At 51.1% G+C, this 18,115-nt stretch carries 22 protein-coding genes; 14 read left to right on the plus strand and 8 right to left on the minus strand.

All coding sequences use genetic code 11. From position 1 onward, the window contains the following. Nucleotides 1–103: 103 nt before the first annotated feature. The 6 genes from mce to BLQ17_RS05390 all read right to left on the minus strand — a co-directional run bounded on the left by mce (nucleotide 104) and on the right by BLQ17_RS05390 (nucleotide 4,063). Nucleotides 104–508 (minus strand): methylmalonyl-CoA epimerase, encoded by a 405-nt coding sequence (gene mce / locus BLQ17_RS05365; RefSeq protein WP_092220563.1) that lies wholly within the window; start codon nucleotides 506–508, stop codon nucleotides 104–106. A 51-nt stretch (nucleotides 509–559) separates the two neighbouring features. Further along, complete coding sequence (locus BLQ17_RS05370) at nucleotides 560–1,171, minus strand: TetR/AcrR family transcriptional regulator (RefSeq protein WP_092220565.1); 612 nt, start codon at nucleotides 1,169–1,171, stop codon at nucleotides 560–562. A gap of 359 nt (nucleotides 1,172–1,530) precedes the next feature. After that, nucleotides 1,531–2,694 carry a sodium ion-translocating decarboxylase subunit beta gene (locus BLQ17_RS05375; RefSeq protein WP_092220567.1) on the minus strand — a complete coding sequence of 388 codons (1,164 nt, stop codon included), beginning with the start codon at nucleotides 2,692–2,694 and terminating at the stop codon, nucleotides 1,531–1,533. 13 nt (nucleotides 2,695–2,707) lie between these two features. Then, nucleotides 2,708–3,112: a biotin/lipoyl-containing protein gene (locus BLQ17_RS05380; protein WP_092220569.1), complete on the minus strand. Its 405-nt coding sequence runs from the start codon at nucleotides 3,110–3,112 to the stop codon at nucleotides 2,708–2,710. 24 nt (nucleotides 3,113–3,136) lie between these two features. After that, on the minus strand, nucleotides 3,137–3,553 hold the full coding sequence (locus BLQ17_RS05385; RefSeq protein WP_092220571.1) for an OadG family protein: 417 nt from the start codon (nucleotides 3,551–3,553) through the stop codon (nucleotides 3,137–3,139). A 15-nt stretch (nucleotides 3,554–3,568) separates the two neighbouring features. Then, nucleotides 3,569–4,063, minus strand: coding sequence for a hypothetical protein (locus BLQ17_RS05390; RefSeq protein WP_092220573.1), 495 nt, complete (start codon nucleotides 4,061–4,063; stop codon nucleotides 3,569–3,571). Between the two features lie 714 nt (nucleotides 4,064–4,777). On the opposite strand from BLQ17_RS05390, the gene BLQ17_RS05395 reads away from it, so the two are divergent. Genes BLQ17_RS05395 through BLQ17_RS05405 form a run of 3 tightly spaced genes read left to right on the plus strand, consistent with a single transcriptional unit; the run spans nucleotide 4,778 to nucleotide 7,488 of the window. Continuing rightward, the gene (locus BLQ17_RS05395) at nucleotides 4,778–5,782 is read left to right on the plus strand and encodes a YhdH/YhfP family quinone oxidoreductase (RefSeq protein WP_092220575.1); all 1,005 of its coding nucleotides are present in this window, start codon (nucleotides 4,778–4,780) and stop codon (nucleotides 5,780–5,782) included. A gap of 17 nt (nucleotides 5,783–5,799) precedes the next feature. Beyond that, on the plus strand, nucleotides 5,800–6,756 hold the full coding sequence (locus BLQ17_RS05400) for a histone deacetylase family protein (protein WP_092220577.1): 957 nt from the start codon (nucleotides 5,800–5,802) through the stop codon (nucleotides 6,754–6,756). A 60-nt stretch (nucleotides 6,757–6,816) separates the two neighbouring features. Further along, on the plus strand, nucleotides 6,817–7,488 hold the full coding sequence (locus BLQ17_RS05405; protein WP_092220579.1) for a CBS and ACT domain-containing protein: 672 nt from the start codon (nucleotides 6,817–6,819) through the stop codon (nucleotides 7,486–7,488). 123 nt (nucleotides 7,489–7,611) lie between these two features. On the opposite strand, the gene BLQ17_RS05410 is transcribed toward BLQ17_RS05405, so the two are convergent. Then, on the minus strand, nucleotides 7,612–8,091 hold the full coding sequence (locus BLQ17_RS05410; protein WP_092220580.1) for a MamS/MamX family magnetosome protein: 480 nt from the start codon (nucleotides 8,089–8,091) through the stop codon (nucleotides 7,612–7,614). An 84-nt stretch (nucleotides 8,092–8,175) separates the two neighbouring features. Continuing rightward, nucleotides 8,176–9,306, minus strand: a complete 1,131-nt coding sequence (gene rnd / locus BLQ17_RS05415) for a ribonuclease D (RefSeq protein WP_092220582.1) — start codon at nucleotides 9,304–9,306, stop codon at nucleotides 8,176–8,178. A gap of 384 nt (nucleotides 9,307–9,690) precedes the next feature. Between rnd and BLQ17_RS05420 the strand changes: the two genes are divergently transcribed. The 11 genes from BLQ17_RS05420 to BLQ17_RS05470 all read left to right on the plus strand — a co-directional run bounded on the left by BLQ17_RS05420 (nucleotide 9,691) and on the right by BLQ17_RS05470 (nucleotide 18,107). Beyond that, complete coding sequence (locus BLQ17_RS05420; protein ID WP_092220584.1) at nucleotides 9,691–10,743, plus strand: microcin C ABC transporter permease YejB; 1,053 nt, start codon at nucleotides 9,691–9,693, stop codon at nucleotides 10,741–10,743. Continuing rightward, nucleotides 10,736–11,794 (plus strand): ABC transporter permease, encoded by a 1,059-nt coding sequence (locus BLQ17_RS05425; protein ID WP_092220586.1) that lies wholly within the window; start codon nucleotides 10,736–10,738, stop codon nucleotides 11,792–11,794. The genes BLQ17_RS05420 and BLQ17_RS05425 overlap by 8 nt, the downstream gene beginning before the upstream one ends. Before the next feature lie 199 nt (nucleotides 11,795–11,993). After that, complete coding sequence (locus tag BLQ17_RS05430; RefSeq protein WP_092220588.1) at nucleotides 11,994–12,785, plus strand: MlaE family ABC transporter permease; 792 nt, start codon at nucleotides 11,994–11,996, stop codon at nucleotides 12,783–12,785. After that, nucleotides 12,785–13,570 (plus strand): ABC transporter ATP-binding protein, encoded by a 786-nt coding sequence (locus tag BLQ17_RS05435; protein WP_092220589.1) that lies wholly within the window; start codon nucleotides 12,785–12,787, stop codon nucleotides 13,568–13,570. Before BLQ17_RS05430 ends, BLQ17_RS05435 begins: the two co-directional genes overlap by 1 nt. Then, complete coding sequence (gene mlaD, locus BLQ17_RS05440) at nucleotides 13,567–14,016, plus strand: outer membrane lipid asymmetry maintenance protein MlaD (protein ID WP_092220591.1); 450 nt, start codon at nucleotides 13,567–13,569, stop codon at nucleotides 14,014–14,016. The genes BLQ17_RS05435 and mlaD overlap by 4 nt, the downstream gene beginning before the upstream one ends. A 61-nt stretch (nucleotides 14,017–14,077) precedes the next feature. Then, nucleotides 14,078–14,698, plus strand: coding sequence for an MlaC/ttg2D family ABC transporter substrate-binding protein (locus BLQ17_RS05445; RefSeq protein WP_092220592.1), 621 nt, complete (start codon nucleotides 14,078–14,080; stop codon nucleotides 14,696–14,698). Nucleotide 14,699: 1 nt separating this feature from the next. Next, nucleotides 14,700–15,155: a cyclic nucleotide-binding domain-containing protein gene (locus tag BLQ17_RS05450; RefSeq protein ID WP_092220594.1), complete on the plus strand. Its 456-nt coding sequence runs from the start codon at nucleotides 14,700–14,702 to the stop codon at nucleotides 15,153–15,155. A gap of 201 nt (nucleotides 15,156–15,356) precedes the next feature. Then, nucleotides 15,357–15,875, plus strand: coding sequence for a DUF177 domain-containing protein (locus BLQ17_RS05455; RefSeq protein ID WP_092220596.1), 519 nt, complete (start codon nucleotides 15,357–15,359; stop codon nucleotides 15,873–15,875). A gap of 40 nt (nucleotides 15,876–15,915) precedes the next feature. Continuing rightward, the gene (gene rpmF / locus BLQ17_RS05460; protein WP_092220598.1) at nucleotides 15,916–16,104 is read left to right on the plus strand and encodes a 50S ribosomal protein L32; all 189 of its coding nucleotides are present in this window, start codon (nucleotides 15,916–15,918) and stop codon (nucleotides 16,102–16,104) included. Nucleotides 16,105–16,113: 9 nt separating this feature from the next. Next, a complete protein-coding gene (plsX, locus tag BLQ17_RS05465; protein WP_092220600.1) occupies nucleotides 16,114–17,133 on the plus strand; it encodes a phosphate acyltransferase PlsX in 1,020 nt (339 codons plus the stop codon). Further along, complete coding sequence (locus BLQ17_RS05470) at nucleotides 17,133–18,107, plus strand: beta-ketoacyl-ACP synthase III (protein WP_092220602.1); 975 nt, start codon at nucleotides 17,133–17,135, stop codon at nucleotides 18,105–18,107. The genes plsX and BLQ17_RS05470 overlap by 1 nt, the downstream gene beginning before the upstream one ends. Nucleotides 18,108–18,115 lie beyond the last annotated feature (8 nt).

The following is an 18,115-nucleotide window of genomic DNA, read 5'->3' on the forward strand; positions in this document are numbered from 1 at the left end:
TTGTTAGCTGTTTCTGTACATTTCCCACCACCAGGAGAGTTGAATCAACAGGTGGTAATGACTGGTTGACCGGTCTGTAGAGATTGACTCTAAAGAGTTGCGCTTAGTCACGCTGGCAGAGCTCGACCAGGACGCCGCCGGTGGCTTTGGGGTGGAGAAAGGCAATCTTGGCTCCTCCTGCGCCAATCCTCGGTTTCTGGTCGATGAGCTGGATGCCTTTTTCCTTCAACTCCTCAAGGGCCGCCTCAATGTCGGCAACCCGGAACGCCACGTGCTGAAACCCCGGTCCCTTCTTTTCGATGAACTTGGCCACAGGTCCGTCAGGGGATGTCGATTCGAGCAGCTCGACTTCACTTTCACCTACCGGGAAAAATGCGGTCGTAACTTTCTGGGTATCTACGGTTTCCGCACCTTCGAATTTCAGGCCGAGGATATCGCTCCAGAAGGTCTTGCCGTCATCGATTGAGTTAACCGCTATACCCAAATGGTCTATCTTGAGAATCTCCATATTGTTCCTCCAAAATCAGATTTGTTGTTGGGCGTTGGTGCCATCGATTTTTTACGAAGTGGATTTGGGACCAAAATTGTCGGGGTTGGCCATTCCCTGCCAAACCATTTCAAACATTATGTTCGCCTGCGCGGTGAGAGAACCTTTTTTGCCTCTCAGTATCCACATGAAAAAACTCCTCTGCACAAAGCCCATCAGAAAATCAAGCAGCGTGCCTGCCCTAACGTAGGGGTTAAGGATGCCCTCATCCTGTCCCTGCCTCAATACATCGATCATCAGGCTCATCATCCGCGGCTGGTCAAAAGTTGAATCGGCCATCCAGGTTTTCATCGGCAGTGTCATGAAAACTATTTTCCCGAGCCCTTCGTGCCGCTCATAGTAGTCCAGCTGCAACCAGAAAACTTTTCGCAGTTTTTCCTTGAGGTTTTCAATGCCCTGCAGGTGATCTACGATGCGATCGGTCAATTTGCCCATCCAGATATCAACGAAGGCGAAGACGAGCTGCTCCTTGGAACCGTAGTGTTTATAGATGGTCGTGAAGCTGACCCCTGCCTTGTGCGCAATGTCGCGAATTGAAGCACGGTGGAAATCGGAGTTTGAAAAAATCTCCAGCACGGCATTTTCGAGTCGCTTATGAATGTCACCACTGAGTTGGTCAGCCATGGGATATCATATAGGTTGGGAGTGTTGTTTTATTTATTTGTTTGCAGCGCCGAGTCGGCAGGCTGCGAAAAAATGGTTGTTTGTGTCAGTTTTCTCAATGCAACTCTGCTTGCCGGTGTCTGGGGACCCAGCTGCCCTGGTGCTGCGAGAGTAGTTGTGTAACATTGTTACTCCTCTCTTTCTAAATTATTATCGTTGATTTTTCAAGAAAAATCGCAATAGACTCGCGTTTGCCAAGGAAGAATTTCGGTTGCATAAAACGGTTGTTGTACCTCCGTTGTAAACGAGCGGCCAATTAGATCCGGGTCCACAGGTGTAAAACAGCCGATCAATGATTTCAGGCTACGGGCAGGCTGCTGTCAGCCGCCGAAAAGGGAAAGCAGTACCCCGGCCGAAATCGCAGAGCCGATGACTCCGGCTACGTTGGGTCCCATGGCGTGCATCAGCAGAAAATTGCCGGGATCTTCTTTTTGCCCTACAACCTGTGAAACCCTGGCGGCCATCGGTACCGCCGAGACTCCGGCCGAGCCTATGAGAGGGTTGATGTTGAGATTGAACAGTTTATTCATCAGTTTGGCCAACAGAATTCCTGACGCGGTGCCGATCGCAAAAGCGGTAACGCCGAGAGCGAGGATTGCAAGGGTTTCAATTTTCAAGAACTGTTCCGAGGTGGCGGTGGCGCCGACAGTTACTCCGAGGAATATGGTGATAATGTTGATCAGCGCGTTTTTTGCCGTATCTTCAAGCCGACCGACTACGCCGCATTCCCTGAAGAGGTTGCCGAGCATCAGCATGCCGATCAGTGTCGCCGCTGGCGGTACCATGAGCGAAACCACGACGGTAACGATGATCGGGAAAAAGATTTTCTCTTTCTGGCTCACCTCTCGCAACTGGGTCATCCTGATGACCCGTTCCTTTTTGGAGGTGAAAAGCCGCATGATGGGCGGCTGGATTATCGGTACCAGGGCCATGTAGGAATAGGCGGAGATAGCGATTGGTCCCAGAAGGTGAGGGGCAAGCTTTGAAGAGAGAAAAATTGCCGTGGGGCCGTCAGCGCCGCCGATGATGCCGATGGAGGCTGCTTCCTGGGCGGTAAACAGTCCCGAGCTGATCGCCCCGATAAAGGTGATGAAAATGCCGAACTGGGCGGCGGCTCCGAGAAGGAGGGATTTGGGGTTGGCAATCAGGGGGCCGAAGTCGGTCATGGCCCCAACGCCCATGAAGATAAGGGGCGGAAAGATGCCAAGATGGTCTCCCTGGAACAGGTAGTAGAGCAGTCCTCCGGGTTCTACCGTATGTACGATGTTGTCCTTTATTTCCAGTACGGGTTCCGCCATCAACCCGGCAAAGGGGAGGTTGGTGAGCAGTACCCCGAAAGCGATGGGGACCAGCAGCAGGGGTTCGAATTTTTTCACTATTGCCAGGTAAAGTAGAACACAAGCTACTGCCAGCATTGCAACAGTACCTGCAGTTATGCCGTAAAATCCAGTAGATTTGGAAAATTCCAGTAAGGCTTCCAGCATGATCGGTCTCCTGTTAAGATGATACCACAACCAGGCTCTGGCCGGCGTTAACAGACGCGCCTTCAGAGACATTGATTTCTGCTACGGTCCCATCCCCGGGAGCCTGGATTTCGTTCTCCATCTTCATGGCTTCAAGAACCAGGAGGGTCTGGCCTTTGGTAACCTTTTCTCCGAGTTTTACCATTACCCGTAAGACTGTACCCGGCATGGGGGCGTTGATGGCGCCATCTCCCGCCGGCGCGGGTGTGCTTGCAGGTGCGGGTTTTGCAGGCGCTTGCCGTGCTGGCTGGACTGGTGCGGTCGGGCGGGGGGCAGGATTGGGGGCTGATGTCGCAGGACCACTGGTGCTGGTTTGCTGTAACTCTTCAATCTCTACTCTGTATTCGCTGCCGTTTACCACTACTCTGAATATTTTCATCTTCGGTGTCCTTTCGGTTGTCGACTACAATCTGTTGTTCATCTGTTCCACAAGGCCAGCCCTGTTCCAGGCTGGGGTATCGTGTTCGACGCGTTGGATGTTTTTTATAACGATGCCGGATGGCGGCACCTTCAGGACCAGGGCCAGGGAGGCTGTTATCGCCGCCACCAGCTCCAGGTCGTCGGTCTCGGGGCGCTCTGGTTCTTCCGGGGCTGCTGGTGCGACCTGGTCGAATTTCTTGACGGAGGTGGTGACAGCTCTTTTCGGGTGAAGGATTCTGTTTGTCCAGGAGATGATGAAGAGCAGAATGATCAGTGCCGCAAAGGTTATTCCCATCCCCAGGATAGTGGTGATAACACTTGCTGTCATCTTATCAGAGAAAGCAAGCCCTTTGACAATTGAAGGGTTGGCGAATTGAGCCAGAAGTTCTGTTGCTGTCATAGCGGTGTCCTCTTGTTATAATGACAGGTTGCCGTGTTTTTTGCCGGACGTTTTGCCCGTTTGCCTTTCGGCATGTTGCAAGCGTCGGTGATTCTCTGGCGGGTTGTGCGGGGGGGCTGCGACGTCATTCACGAAACCGTGTTCGGCCCCTTTGTGTGGAGTTGCGAATTTGGCACAGTGTCCTTCCAGTATTTGCTGTTGTGCAGCTTTTCCCTTTATTCTTGCAGGCCCTGTTGCCGGGTTTGCAGCGAGATGGGGCTGGTATTGGAGGAATTTGCCGTTTTTAACGATGTGAATTGGTGCGTCGGTTATTTCAGAGGGGCCGGTGGTGGCGAAATACCGGGAATATGGGGAAAAGATCCGGCAATCAAGCTGGTCGCAACCCTTGACCGCCGACTCTGGCTCAAGGGTCATCTTGCCTGTGGTGCGCTGCTGTTCGATTCCTCCCGCTCCTCCCTGACCGATTTTTTCTTTTTCCTGCCGCAGGGATTCGCTGTTATCCAGAGACATGTCTTGAGCTCCTTGATAGTCTTGTATCCGGCTGATGCTTCAGTATTGCCAGGGTGGTTCGGCCGATGCCACCTGCTCTAATTTTATGGCTGGACCGATGGTCCGCGCCTGTTCCACTCTCCTGTTCTTGTTTTTTGGCTCGCTATCGATGGTGCGGCGGGTTGAAAAAACACCGCTTTCTTTGTTCGTGCTGTTTCGTTGACGTGGTCATCCGTCTAACGTTGTTACTTTATCTGTCTGGCAGTGAAAAATATCAGAGACCAGGATCGCAATGCCGTTCAAAGATACCATATCTCGCCGATAAAAAGACAATTTTTATTTATTTTAGTATTGTTGTTTTTGTTCTGCTGATCGCCGTAATGTTCTAGATATGCACTAAAAAATAAGAACAAAATAAAAAATAGTTATTGTGTTTTGGGCCGATGTGTAACAACGTTACATAACGTAGTTAATGTATTGGCCGATTATTTGTCAAGGGAAATTGAGAAAAGTATAAATTATTTTGTTTAAAAAACTGATGAGAAAATGTTCTGGTGAGAGTGCGGGAGGCAAGATTATCATAACAATTTTTTGTTGCTGGCAAACCTGCCGCACTCTGTGGTGGTGATAGCTCGCGTTAAATATCGGGCGATCCGGTTATAATTACGTGTTATAATGCTTTATTGGATTTTCCCATCACATGGAACAGGTGCCGAAAAGTTCAGGAGGAATATCATGGAAACTGTAAAATTTCGGGCGATGGTTGTCGAGCAGACCGGTGAAAACAGCTATCGAAGATCCATACAATACAGAACATTGAGACAACTGCCAGAAGGTGATGTGCTGATCAGGGTGGCATACTCTTCACTCAATTACAAGGACGCACTTTCGGCAACCGGCAACAGGGGTGTTACCAGGAATTTTCCCCACACCCCGGGCATCGACTGCGCAGGGGTTGTGGAGTCGAGCCGGTTGGACCGGTTTAAACAAGGCGATAGGGTCATTGTCACCAGCTATGACCTGGGAATGAACACCGCCGGAGGGTTCGGGGAGTATATAAGAGTACCGGGTGACTGGGTCGTTTCGCTCCCGGATGGTCTCAGCCTGCGGGACAGCATGGTTTACGGCACCGCGGGTCTTGCAGCGGCGATGTCGGTATATGCTCTTGTTAAAACGGTAAAGCCGGAAGACGGCGACGTCCTCGTTACCGGAGCAAGCGGCGGTGTCGGCTCGATTGCCGTTGCCCTGCTGGCGAAGCTGAATTACCGGGTAGTCGCGGTTACAGGGAAGAAGGACGCTGCCGGTTTTTTGACAAACCTGGGGGCAGCCGGTATCATAAGCAGGCAGGAGGCCCTGGCGGGTAGCGACAAGCCTATTGGTAAAGCTCTGTGGGCAGGGGTTGTCGACACGGTGGGAGGGGAGATTCTCGCGTCTGCACTGAAGTCGACCGGGACGAACGGGGTTGTGACCTGTTGCGGCAATGTGGCCTCCGCCGAACTGGCGATCAACGTTTATCCTTTTATTCTTCGGGGAGTCTCTCTGGTGGGGATTGACACCCAGAACTGCCCGATGGATCACCGGGTCTCCATCTGGAACAGGTTGGCAGGCGACTGGAAAATTGACCGTTTGCAAGAGCTTGCAAGGGAGGTCGGACTGGACCGATTGAGTGGAGAGATAGATCGTATTCTCCACGGAGAGCAGAGAGGCAGGGTGGTGATCCACGTAAATGAAGATATATAAAACAACGAGACTGGGGTATGAACAGGACAGGATTGGTATACGACGAGAGGTTTTTACTGCACGATACCGGATTGTATCATCCCGAGTGTGCTGACCGGATCAGGGTGATCTATAAACATCTGGTTGAAACCGGGATAATCGAGAAGCTTGTTGTCATTGGCGCCGAGAAGGCAAATCAGCGGTGGATAGAGCAGGTTCACAACATTCACTACATAATGAAATTTGAAGAATCGTGCATGTACGGTCTGACGGAATTTGACCACCCCGATAACGCCATATGTCGGGATACGTACGAGACTGCATTTTTGGCAGTCGGCGGGGTGCTTAAGGCGGTTGACCGTATTATGGACGGGACAATCGATAACGCTTTCTGCGCGGTGCGTCCTCCGGGGCATCATGCAGAGCTCGATAAGCCTATGGGCTTCTGTTATTTCAACAATGTGGCAATAGCTGCTCGTTATGTTCAGCAGGAGTATGGGATAGAGAGGGTTGCCGTCATCGATTTTGACGTGCATCACGGTAATGGGACGCAGCACACCTTTGACAGCGACCCGTCGGTCCTCTACTATTCGATCCACGAACATCCTTCGTTTGCCTATCCCGGTACCGGCAGGGAGTTTGAGACAGGCACCGGGAAAGGCAAAGGTTTTACCGTTAACTCCCCGGTGCTTCCCGGCAGGGGGGATAACGACTATTGCAAGCTGCTGACCCAGGATCTTGTCCCGGCAATGAAAAAATTCAACCCGGAATTTATCCTGATTTCAGCAGGGTTTGATGCCCATGAAACGGATCTCATGTCCGGGACGATGCTTACGGCAGACGGCTACGATTTTATTTCCAACCTCATGATGAACCTGGCTAACAGATTTACCGACGGCAAAGTGGTGTCGGTGCTTGAGGGGGGGTATAATCTTGAGGTATTGCCGGTGTTGGTTGAAAATCATATCCGAACCCTGGCCGGACTTCGAAGATAGACGGTGTCGCCGATTTTGGTTTTTTATACAACTTATAAAAAGTGAGTCGAGGGAGGTGCTATGTTTGTAAAGGAAAGGATGGCGACCGGGCTGGTAACGGTCGGGCCGGAAATGAAAATCCTCGAAGCAAGACAGCTGATGATCGAAAAGAATATCCGTCACCTGCCGGTGGTCGATGATGCCGGACAGCTTCTCGGCCTTGTTTCTGACAGGGACATGCGTGATGCCATGCCGTCCAGGTTGCTTGAACCCCAAGACTACAAAAACAGTCTCGAAAAGATCGGCAACAATACGGTATCCGATATCATGACCGTGGATCTCCTGCGCATTTTCCCCTACTACACCATCCAGGACACCCTGTTGCTGATGCAGAAGAAAAAAGTGGGCGCGTTCCCTGTTGTCAATGACGAGGGGACGCTGCAGGGGATCATGTCCACAAGGGATCTGCTGAAGGCTTTTGTCAATGTTCTCAATATCGACGAACCGGGGAGTCTGCTCTGTATAGTTGTGGAAAACAAACCGGGGCAGATGAAAAAGATCGTGGATGTAATAACCGAGGAGAACATTTCCCTTGGCAGCGTACTGGTAGCCAGATACTGGGAGAAGGGTAAGCGTGCAGTTTTCCCGTATCTGCTGACCAATAACGTGATAACTGTAAAGAAAAGACTTCAGGGGTTGGGGTTTGAAATGATCGACCCTATGCAGTGGTATATTGATCAGCTGCCTTCCTGACCGGTGTGGGAGGGTAATTTTTGTAAATTGCCCTCCCGCCCAACCGGCAACCGACCGGCCATGTCATGTCAGCCGCTGCACCAGTATCGGTGTCCTGGCTGCTGAATGCACCAGATGTTCGGGCTACTCAGGTTGTTGCTCCCGGGCCAGTTCTTCTGGGCTCATCGTCCAGAATGGCGTTCCGTCTCTGGTGAGTCGAACCTTGAATTCGAAATGTTCTCCCTGTTTCACCTTTGCCGCTATAAAGACATCCTGGTCGTCTATGACCGCCCAGCTGCCTTTTACTTTTGTTTTTACTCCGGTCTGGATGCCGCTCTGTTTTGGGGACGCGAACTCCCAGGGGCAAAGGTGTACCAAAATCTCGTCGTCGCCCTCCTTGATAATGAAAGCAGTCCCCGGTGCCATTCCCGGCAGCGGCACTATTTTTTTGAATTTTGTTATCGAACCCTTGAGGGAATCACGTTCCTTGTAATCATACATCTGGTTGTATTCGGATTCCCTCTCCCAACCTTTGTAGTTGCTCTGCTCCGCCGCTTTGATGGCTGGCGGGGTGATCAGCAGGAGAAAAAGCAGCGGCGCAATAAAAAAGTGGATTCTGTTCATTTTTTTCCTATCCGGGTTAAGGCCTGATCACTTCTTGATCGTTGTTGCATCTCTATCCAGCCACCTCTGTGTGCTGTTGTAATTTTACTGATTTTGCCGGAAAAAATCTTCGAGAAAATTTTTCCGCCAACCCGCCGTCTGTTTGAGTTGCTTGAACTCGAACGATTTCTTGCCGCGCAAAGTCTTGATCAGACGTTTGAGCTCATTGCTGTTTCCCAGCAGTGACGGCGCGATGCCCAGCAATTGACATTTTAAATCAATGAGGTTGTTGAGCCTCTCAAGGCTTTCCTTGTCGCTTTTGCTCAGCCGGATCGCCCGCTTGGGTTGCGGGTAGGTGGAGTTGTCCTGTGCCAGGGTCGTGTCGACTATGGCCGTGACAACCTCGCCGAACTGCTTTACTGCCCTTGCGGATATGGAGGTTTTCTCTGCAAGTTCCTGAACGGATGTTGGCTTGCTCCTGGCGATTTCGACAAGTAAGGTATCCTTGACGATAAACCCCCGCGGCCTGTTGTTTTTCCGGGCGACCCCTTCCCGCCAGATTGTCAGGTTCTTGGCAATGGCAAGTTCCTGCGCGTTGAGATTATTGCTGCCGCGCAGTTTACGGTACCGATCGGTGGTGGATGTCCCGTTGTAGTTCGCCGGATTGTTAAGGTTGTTCAGCTCCTCTTGGAGCCAGGAGCGGATTTTCGGTCCGATTATGCGGTTAAGCAGGACAACCCTGGTTGCCCGCAGGTAGCGTACATCGTCCAGGGCGTAGCGAATCTGGTTTTCGGTAAGGGGTCTTTTAAGCCAGTTGGTCCTGGTCTCGTCTTTTAGGATCGTGATGTCCAGCAGTTCTTTGATCAGCTTGCACAGGGAAAGGGTTGCCGGCAGATTGCAGAAACCTGCTGCAAGCCTTGTGTCGAAGATGTTTTGCGGTACAGCACCGGTGGCCTGCTCAAGGATCGCCAGGTCCTGGGGGGCATCGTGGAAAATTTTGATTACCGAGCGATTGGACAGCAGTTCGCCAAGGGGGGTCAGATCTTTGATGGCGAGAGGGTCTATAATATAGCATTGCTCATCGGAGAGAGCAATCTGGATCAGGCCGAGCTGGGGGTAGTAGGTGCGCTCCCAGACAAACTCGGTGTCCATGGCGACGGCATCGACTTTGTGGGCCTGGTCCATTAACAGCTGCAGGTCATTTTTGTCTGTAATTATCGTGTCAGGTCTTTCCATAAGCTTGAGGTCGAGTGTTGTTCGTGCTTAAAATAAAGGTAAAATATGATAGCTGTTGTATAGTAACTGCGGCAAGCGCTGCCGGTACTGTTCCTGAATAAGCGCTGTTTTCTGGACACACTCATTGTGTTCTCGGCGGCAGCATACGTTGTGCAGGTAACAGTACCACAGCGTTGGCAAGACATAAAGCCACATTAATGACAAGGGTCGTTCTTCTGCTGTTTTATTTCCTGGGCAGGCGTTAAGGCTGGCTGTAACTCGCTGGTGCGGTATCGGTGGCTCCCCGGTTTTCCTGTGCGGAACCGCTTGGTGCGGCGGGGTGTGCCTTATGTCGGATAACTGGCAACAGTAGGGTCTTTTTTGTTACGGTAAGGGGCATGAATTATGGGTTTTTATCTGCTGAAGAGAATTTTACTGATGGTCCCCACGTTGTTTGGGGTGATGCTGATCACTTTCTGTATCACGCAGTTTGTTCCAGGCGGACCTGTTGAGAAGATGATCTCGCAATTGCAGGGAGTGGGCCGGGCGGGGGCCGAGGTCGCATCCGGGCCGACGCTTTATCAGGGAGGATCGGGCCTTGACCGGGAAAAAATAGAGCAGTTAAAAAAACTATACGGGTTTGACCAGCCTCCGGTTGTGCGGTTTGTGCAGATGATGAAGAAATATCTCATCTTTGATTTCGGCAGCTCGTACTATTATCATCGGAGTGTCGTCGATCTGGTGATCAGTAAAATGCCGGTTTCGATGTCGCTGGGGCTGTGGAGTTTTGTCGTGGTGTATGGCGTATGCATTCCCCTGGGAATCAAGAAGGCGATACGGCACGGATCAAGGTTTGATCTGGTGAGCTCCACGGTAATTCTGATCGGCTACGCCATCCCCGGATTTGTTCTTGGGGTGTTGTTGATAGTTCTTTTCGGCGGAGGCAGCTTCTGGTCGGTTTTTCCGTTGCGGGGCCTCGTTTCGGAAAACTGGTCCGAGCTGTCCGTTACGATGAAGGTCCTCGACTATTTGTGGCACATGGTGATGCCGATTACCGCGTCTGCGGTGGGGAGCCTCGCGGTGATGACCATGTTGACCAAGAATTCGTTTCTTGAGGAAATCAGAAAGCAATACGTGATAACCGCACGAGCGAAGGGTCTTGGGGAGGGGAAGGTGCTGTACAAGCATGTCTTCAGAAACGGGATTATTCCGATTATCACCGGGTTTCCCGGGTATTTTATCGCATCTTTTTTCACCGGCAGCCTGCTGATAGAGACTATCTTTTCACTTGACGGTATGGGACTGCTGGCCTATCGGTCGGTCCTTGACCGCGACTATCCGGTGGTTTTGGGTACGCTCTATTTTTTTACTATAATAGGATTGATTTCACGGCTGCTCTCGGATCTCAGCTATGTCGTCGTCGATCCTCGCATAAGCTTTGAGGCAATCGATGAATAGGGTGGTCGAAAAACAGCATGAACCTCGGGGTGCAGGCAGAGGGCCCCGTTTCCGAAGCTGGCAGCGATTCAAGCGCAACAAGCGCGGGCTGTACAGCCTTGTTATTTTTTTCTGCCTGTTTGGCGTAAGTATGTTTGCTGAGTTTATAAGCAACGACAAACCCCTTGTTGTCCACTACGACCAGCACTATTATGTCCCTCTCTTCAGGTTTTATCCGGAGACCACCTTTGGTGGGGATTTTGCAACAGAGACCGATTATCGGGATCCTTATATCCTTGAAAAATTGGAGCAAGGGGACAACTACGTGATCTTTCCCCCAAACAGACACAGCTATAACTCCATCAACCTGGAAATAGATGGTCCGTTGCCGTCGCCGCCGACCGGCGATAATTTTCTGGGAACCGACGACAGGGGCCGGGATGTGCTTGCCCGGATCATCTACGGATTTCGCCTCAGCGTGCTGTTCGGGCTGGCACTGACATTTACCGGAACCCTGATCGGTGTGGTCGCCGGCGCCATCCAGGGGTACTTCGGGGGCAAAATCGACCTGGTGCTTCAGAGGTTTATTGAGATCTGGGGAGCGATGCCGGAACTTTACCTGCTGATAATTTTTGCGTCGATATTCAAGCCCGGTTTCCTGCTGCTGCTCGTGCTGTTGTCTCTTTTTTCCTGGATGGGGTTGTCCGATTATGTGCGGGCCGAGTTTTTAAAGAGCAGAAATCTCGATTATGTTAAAGCGGCCCGTGCGCTTGGGGTCGGCAATATTACGATAATGGTCAACCATATTCTGCCCAACGGGCTTACCCCTGTGGTAACCTTTCTGCCTTTTCGCGTTTCCGCCTCGATCCTGGCTCTTACCAGTCTTGACTTCTTGGGGCTGGGGGTACCTCCGTCAACGCCAAGTCTAGGTGAGCTGCTCGCTCAGGGAAAATCGAACATCGAGGCGTGGTGGCTCTCGCTGTCGGCGTTCGGGGTGCTGGTCGGAATGCTTGTTTTACTGATTTTCATAGGAGAAGCGTTGCGCGAGACCTTTGACCCGAGAAAGGGATGATCTGTGTGTTTGTTATGAATGGTCTGGGGTGCAGGTGGTCTTGTTTTGATTATCTTGCTGTAACCATAAAGGATTTCCTACCATTGACATCTCGACCGGTTGGATATATTCTACCCTGACGGCCTGAATGTTCGCATGTCGCGCCGGTTAAACCGAAAGATCGGTTCCGACCGTTCTGAAATCACTTAAGATAAGAAATATGATAACTGATTTTCTTGCAAAGTTGGGTAACACCGGGCTGTACGTTCTCACTGATCTGGGACGGATGACCCTGTTTCTGCTGCAGGCCCTGATGGGGATCTTTCGCCGTCCGTTCAGGTTCCGGGAACTGCTCCGGCAGTTAAGGTTTATTGGGGTCGGATCTCTTGCGGTGATTTTTTTTACGGCGATTTCGACCGGTATGGTGCTCGGGCTTCAGGGGTACTATTCGTTGAATAAATTCGGCGCTGAGGGCATGCTGGGGTCTGCGGTGTCGTTGACCCTTATTATGGAGCTCGGGCCGGTGTTGACAGCGTTGATGGTTGCCGGAAGGGCGGGGTCGGCGATGTGTGCAGAGTTGGGCATTATGCGAATATCAGAGCAGATAGACGCGCTGGACTGCATGGCTGTTGACCCGTTTCGTTATCTGATCTCCCCTAAATTCATGGCGACGATAATTTCCATTCCATTGCTTACTGCACTGTTTGATGTGATCGGCATAGCCGGAGGCTACGTTGCGGGGGTAGGGCTGATGGATGTGAGTCCGGGAAGCTATATAGACGGAATGAAAACCAGTGTTACCAATCATGACATCTGGCTCGGTACGGTCAAGTCCTGTTTTTTTGCCCTGTTAGTGGTCTGGATCAGCTGCGGAAGGGGCTATTTCGTACAACAGATAAGAGGGGCCGGATTTGGCGCTGAAAGTGTGAGCCGGGTTACCACTCAGGCGGTGGTGCTCTCTTCCATTTCGGTACTTGTTTTTGACTATCTTCTTACCGCGGTGCTTCTCTGATGACGACGGCTGCAATAGAATTTAAAAACGTGCATAAAAGTTTTTCCAGAAAAGACGGGACGGTGCAGCGTGTTCTTGACGGTGTCGATTTTGCCATCCCCACGGGCAAGACCACGGTTATTGCCGGGGGAAGCGGTCAGGGTAAGTCTGTTACCCTGAAAATTATTCTTCGCCTGATGTCCGTTGATTCCGGAGAGGTTTTTGTACATGGCAGGGAGATCGGAGGGTTGCGCGGCCGGTCGCTTGAGATGCTGCGGACCCAATTCGGGGTCCTGTTCCAGGGGTCAGCGCTGTTTGATTCCCTGACGGTATTTGAAAATGTTGCATTGCCTCTGCGGGAAAGGACGAAGAAAAGCGAAGATGAAATCTATGAACAAGTGAACAACAGCCTTGCCCAGTTTGAGCTGGAGGGCCATGAAGCAAAGTACCCGGCCCAATTGAGCGGGGGGATGAAGAAGAGGGTTGGTCTTGCAAGAGCGATGCAGCTGCATCCTTCCATTATGCTTTTTGATGAGCCGACAACGGGACTTGACCCGGTCATGACCCGGGAAATTTACCATCTTTTTGCCGATACACAGGCGGAGTTTGGCTTTACGTCCGTTATTGTAAGTCATGATATTCCGAAAGTATTCAACCTCGCCGATCAGGTGATTATACTAAACAGAGGAGTTATGGATGTATTTGACAGCCCTGAAGAAATTCAGTGGTCGGAAAAACCCCATGTACAGGAGTTTGTGGAAATGACGATGGGGAAAATCTATCAGAGTCAGCTGGAGGAAAAATGACAAAAAAAACTCTGGAGATGTCGGTGGGGGTGTTCATGCTTCTCGGGTTTGCCGCATTTGTTTATCTTGCGCTGCAGCTGGGAGAGGTGCCGTTTCTGAAAAATAACGACAGTTACATTATCCGTGCGGAGTTTGACAATGTCGCCGGGGTTAAAAAAGGTGCTTCGGTGCAGGTGGCGGGCGTTGTTGTCGGGGATGTGGCGGATGTGCGGCTTGGTGACCGGGAGGTTGCCATTCTGGCGCTACGGCTGGAAAACGGTGTCAAGGTGCCGACGGATTCGATCGCTTCGGTGAAGTCCCAGGGGATTATCGGCGATAAGTATATCCAGCTGAGTCTGGGAGGGGACGAGGAAAACATCGATCCCGGCGGAGTGATAGTGGAGACCGAGTCGTCGCTGGATATTGAATCGCTGATCTCCAAATTCGCTTTTGGCAGCGCTCAGTAACAACATCTGGCGCGCCGGTATTGCCGGTGGGTGCAGTTTAATTTTTACTAATAAATGAGAGATGAAAAAGCTATTCAGAGCTGTTGTGTTCGGATTATTCCTGGTCGGCTGTGTGCTTGTAGGCGGTGGGTCTGCCTATTCCAGCGGACCGACCAACGATCTCAAACCGGTGCTTGACGACCTGATGCAGGTCCTGGCCGACAAAGATCTCAAGGGGGTTGCCAATACCGCCAAGCGGCGCACCAAGATCATGTCTGAGATAAAGCGGGGATTTGATTTTACCGAAATGTCAAAACGGGTTCTGGGACAGACCTGGCGGGATATCTCAAGTGAGGAGCGGGTCCATTTCACCGCGTTGATGACCAAGCTCCTGGAAAATGTCTACGTAGGAAAGCTGGAAGGGTATTCAGGACAGAAAGTGGAGTTCTCCGGTGAAATGATAAAAGGGAAAAGGGCGCAGGTGTCGACCATGCTCGTCGATCATGATATGCAGATACCGATCCATTATATCATGCAGCTCGATGGTGCGAAATGGATGGTCTATGATATAAATATCGAGGGGGTAAGTCTGGTCCGGAATTACCGGGAGCAGTTCAAGTCCATACTGAGAACCGAAAAATTCACCGGCCTGGTGAAAATAATTGAAGAAAAGAACAGATCTTTTCTTGAGACGGGTCAGTGAAATGAACAGGCAAAGGCATAAAGAATCGTCCCTGTCCCGGGGGCTGGCTTTTTTGAGCGAGCGGGACAGGGAGATAATGACCGGCGAGATGGAGGAGATTTTCTGTCGCGGCGGCAGCACCCTCTTTACCATGGATGAGCCGGCGGAAGGGATGTATGTTCTGGTCGAGGGGAGGATCGCGGTGCAGAAACCAACAGGCTTTGGCGACAGGATACAGGTGGTCGCCCTTCTTGACCCGGGTGCTCCAGTGGGTGAAGGAGGCCTTTTGCAAGGTTGGATGCGCAGTTCGACCCTGGTTGCGGTGACGGACTCCAGGTTGCTGTTTCTATCGACCGAAGCGTTTGAGAAACTGGAAACAGATTATCCGCAGCTGGCGCTTAAGCTGGTTAAGTGGGGGATCTCCCGTCTGTCTATGAGACTGAAAAAAAATTCCGAGCGTCTGGCCAGAATTCTCTGATTATCAGTCAACATGCCTGGGTATCGGTGCAATATCAAGCGGTTGAGCACCGTCTGCATAAAGCGGGTAATAGCAGTGGCAATCCGGGGCTGTTAGATTTTCTCAGGGCGGATCTTTTTTTTCTGGCCATTCGTTTACAAATTGATTATTTTTCCTAGTTTTTAATTTCCGGTGAGCAGCAGTTGTTGCTGAAATAACTTTATGAAACTGCATTTTGACGATATCACAGCACGGCCAAGTTACTTTACTGTAAAGGAAAATAGCTGGCATGCAGAGGGTGATGGGTGCTCATTTTCGGGTACTGCAAATATAACTGCATCAAAACTGGATGGCGAAAGAGTCTCTCTCAAAGGGAGGTTCGACGGGGTGTTGACCGCTCCCTGTTCGAGGTGCGGAAAAAAAGTGAGCCGAAAAGCGGAAAACAGCTTTGCTTACCTGGTGACAACAAAACCGGAAACGATTCCGGAACTGCCGGAGATAGAATGCAGTGATGACGATGTCAATACCCTCTATCTCGACACTCCGGTGATTGATATTGCAGAAATCGTGCAGGAACAGCTCTATCTTGAGGTTCCTCTGCAGATACTCTGTGATGGGAACTGCAAAGGGATCTGCCCCGGCTGCGGAGCCGATCTTAACAGTGAAACATGCACTTGTGTGAAGGATAACAGTAATTCGCCTTTTGCTGTTCTTGGTAACCTAAAAAAGAAAACCAACTAATCTGATGGTATAACAGAATATACCGAATTTGGAGGATACAATGGCCTTACCTAAAAGAAGACACTCCCATTCCCGAACAAGGAAAAGACGGTCCCATGACGCCCTGACTGCCCCCGGGCTGTCGGTATGCGGAGAGTGCGGTGAACCGAAGGAACCGCATCGCCTCTGTGGAAATTGCGGGAAATACAAAGGGAGAACTGTTTACTCTCTTGATGCTGAATTGGAATAGGAGAGTGGTGTGCATATAGCCCTGGACGCCATGGGCGGAGACCATGGTTCGGAAGAGCTGATCGCCGGGGCTCTGCAAGCAGTTGAAGAGACGGGTTTATATGTAAGCCTGGTCGGTGACGAATCCCTTCTTAACTCGCATCTTGAGACATTAGCTCCCGATTCCCGGACCGCAAAAAAAATAACTATAGTTCACTCATCCGAAGTTGTGGGAATGAATGAACACCCAGCGACCGCTATCCGCAAGAAAAAGGACTCCTCGGTGATGGTGGCCTTCGATCTGGTGCGGCGTGGTGTGGCGGATGCTGCCGTGAGCGCAGGGAATTCCGGAGCGACAATGGCCGCCGGCATCAGAAAACTCGGCAGGCTGAACGGGATCTCCCGGCCGGGAATAGCATCCGCTTTTCCAACCCGCAAAAAGCCTGTGGTAATGATGGACATTGGCGCCAACGTCGACTGCAAACCGGTTCACCTGTACCAGTTTGCAATTATGGCTTCGGCTTTCTCCAAAATTACCGGGGTTCAAAACCCCAAAATAGGTCTGCTCACCATTGGTGAGGAAACCGGTAAAGGGAACAGCCTGGTCAAGGAGACGTACCCCCTGCTGGAAAAAAGCTCGCTTAATTTTATCGGCAATGTGGAAGGGCGGGATGTATTTCAGGGTGATATCGATGTTATTGTCTGTGACGGGTTTGTTGGAAACATCTGTCTCAAAGTCAGTGAAGGGCTCGCCGATGCTGCCATGCAGATGCTTCGTGACGAGATAATCAAATCCTGGATCGCGAAAATCGGCTATCTTCTTACCCGTAAGGCATTCAGGTCGTTCAAAAAACGTGTCGATTACGCAGAGTACGGGGGAGCCCCTCTTCTCGGTATCGACGGGGTTGGTTTTATCTGCCACGGAAAATCCACGTCACACGCGATCAAAAATGCAATAATCAAAGCTGCCCAGATGGCGAAAGGCAATATCAACAGGGATATACTGGCAAGCCTCGCAGCGGGAAATAATGTAGAACATTTGGAGATGTAATGGGAACTGTGGTTCTCGGGACCGGATCTTGTCTGCCCGAAAGAGTCTTAACTAATACAGAGCTGGAATCCATTGTCGACACCAGCGATGAGTGGATCCGTGCTCGCACGGGAATAGTTTCCAGGCGAATAGGCGGCAAAGGTGAACTCAACTACCAACTGGCGGCAAAGGCGGCGAGAAGAGCTCTGGCAAACGCCAATGTAGAACCGGAGGAGATCGGCCTGGTCGTCGTCGGAACTATCAGCTCGCACATGCAGATGCCTTCAAGCGCCTGTTTTGTGCAAGATGAAATCGGCGCAAAAAATGCCTTCGCCTTTGATCTCAACGCCGCATGTTCCGGCTTTCTCTATGGACTCGATCTTGCCGATAAATACATCCGCGCTGATCATTCCATGAAGGTTCTGGTCATCGGTGCTGAAACCTTGTCAAGCAGACTTGACTGGCAGGACCGCAACACCTGCATACTTTTTGGTGACGGGGCTGGTGCTGCTGTTTTCGGTTATGCGGAAAATGAGCGCGGGGTGATTGGCTCCAATATGCTTTCCGACGGAAGCCTCTGGCGTCTTCTGCATATGCACGGCCCGCAAAGTTCCAATCCCGACTTGGTAGTGGAAGACTGGTCCGGCGCCTACATCCGCATGGAAGGAAGGGAAGTGTTCAAGCATGCGGTCAAGGCGATGGACACCGCAGTCAGGGTTCTGCTGGAAAGAGAAAATATCAGTATTGACGAGGTGGATGTGGTTATTCCCCACCAGGCCAATATGAGGATTTTGAACAAATTGATTGACCGTCTAAAAGTGCCACAGAGTAAAGTATTTATAAACGTAAACAAGTATGGTAATACATCTGCTGCATCTATTCCGATCGCCCTCGACGAGGCGAATTCTTCGGACTTTATTGCAAAGGGTAATACGATACTATTCTGTTCCTTTGGCGGAGGTTTCACTTGGGGAGCAGCCCTGATGAAGTGGTAAACAGGAGA

Source organism: Desulforhopalus singaporensis (assembly GCF_900104445.1).
In the GTDB taxonomy this organism is placed as follows: Bacteria; Desulfobacterota; Desulfobulbia; order Desulfobulbales; family Desulfocapsaceae; genus Desulforhopalus_A; species Desulforhopalus_A singaporensis.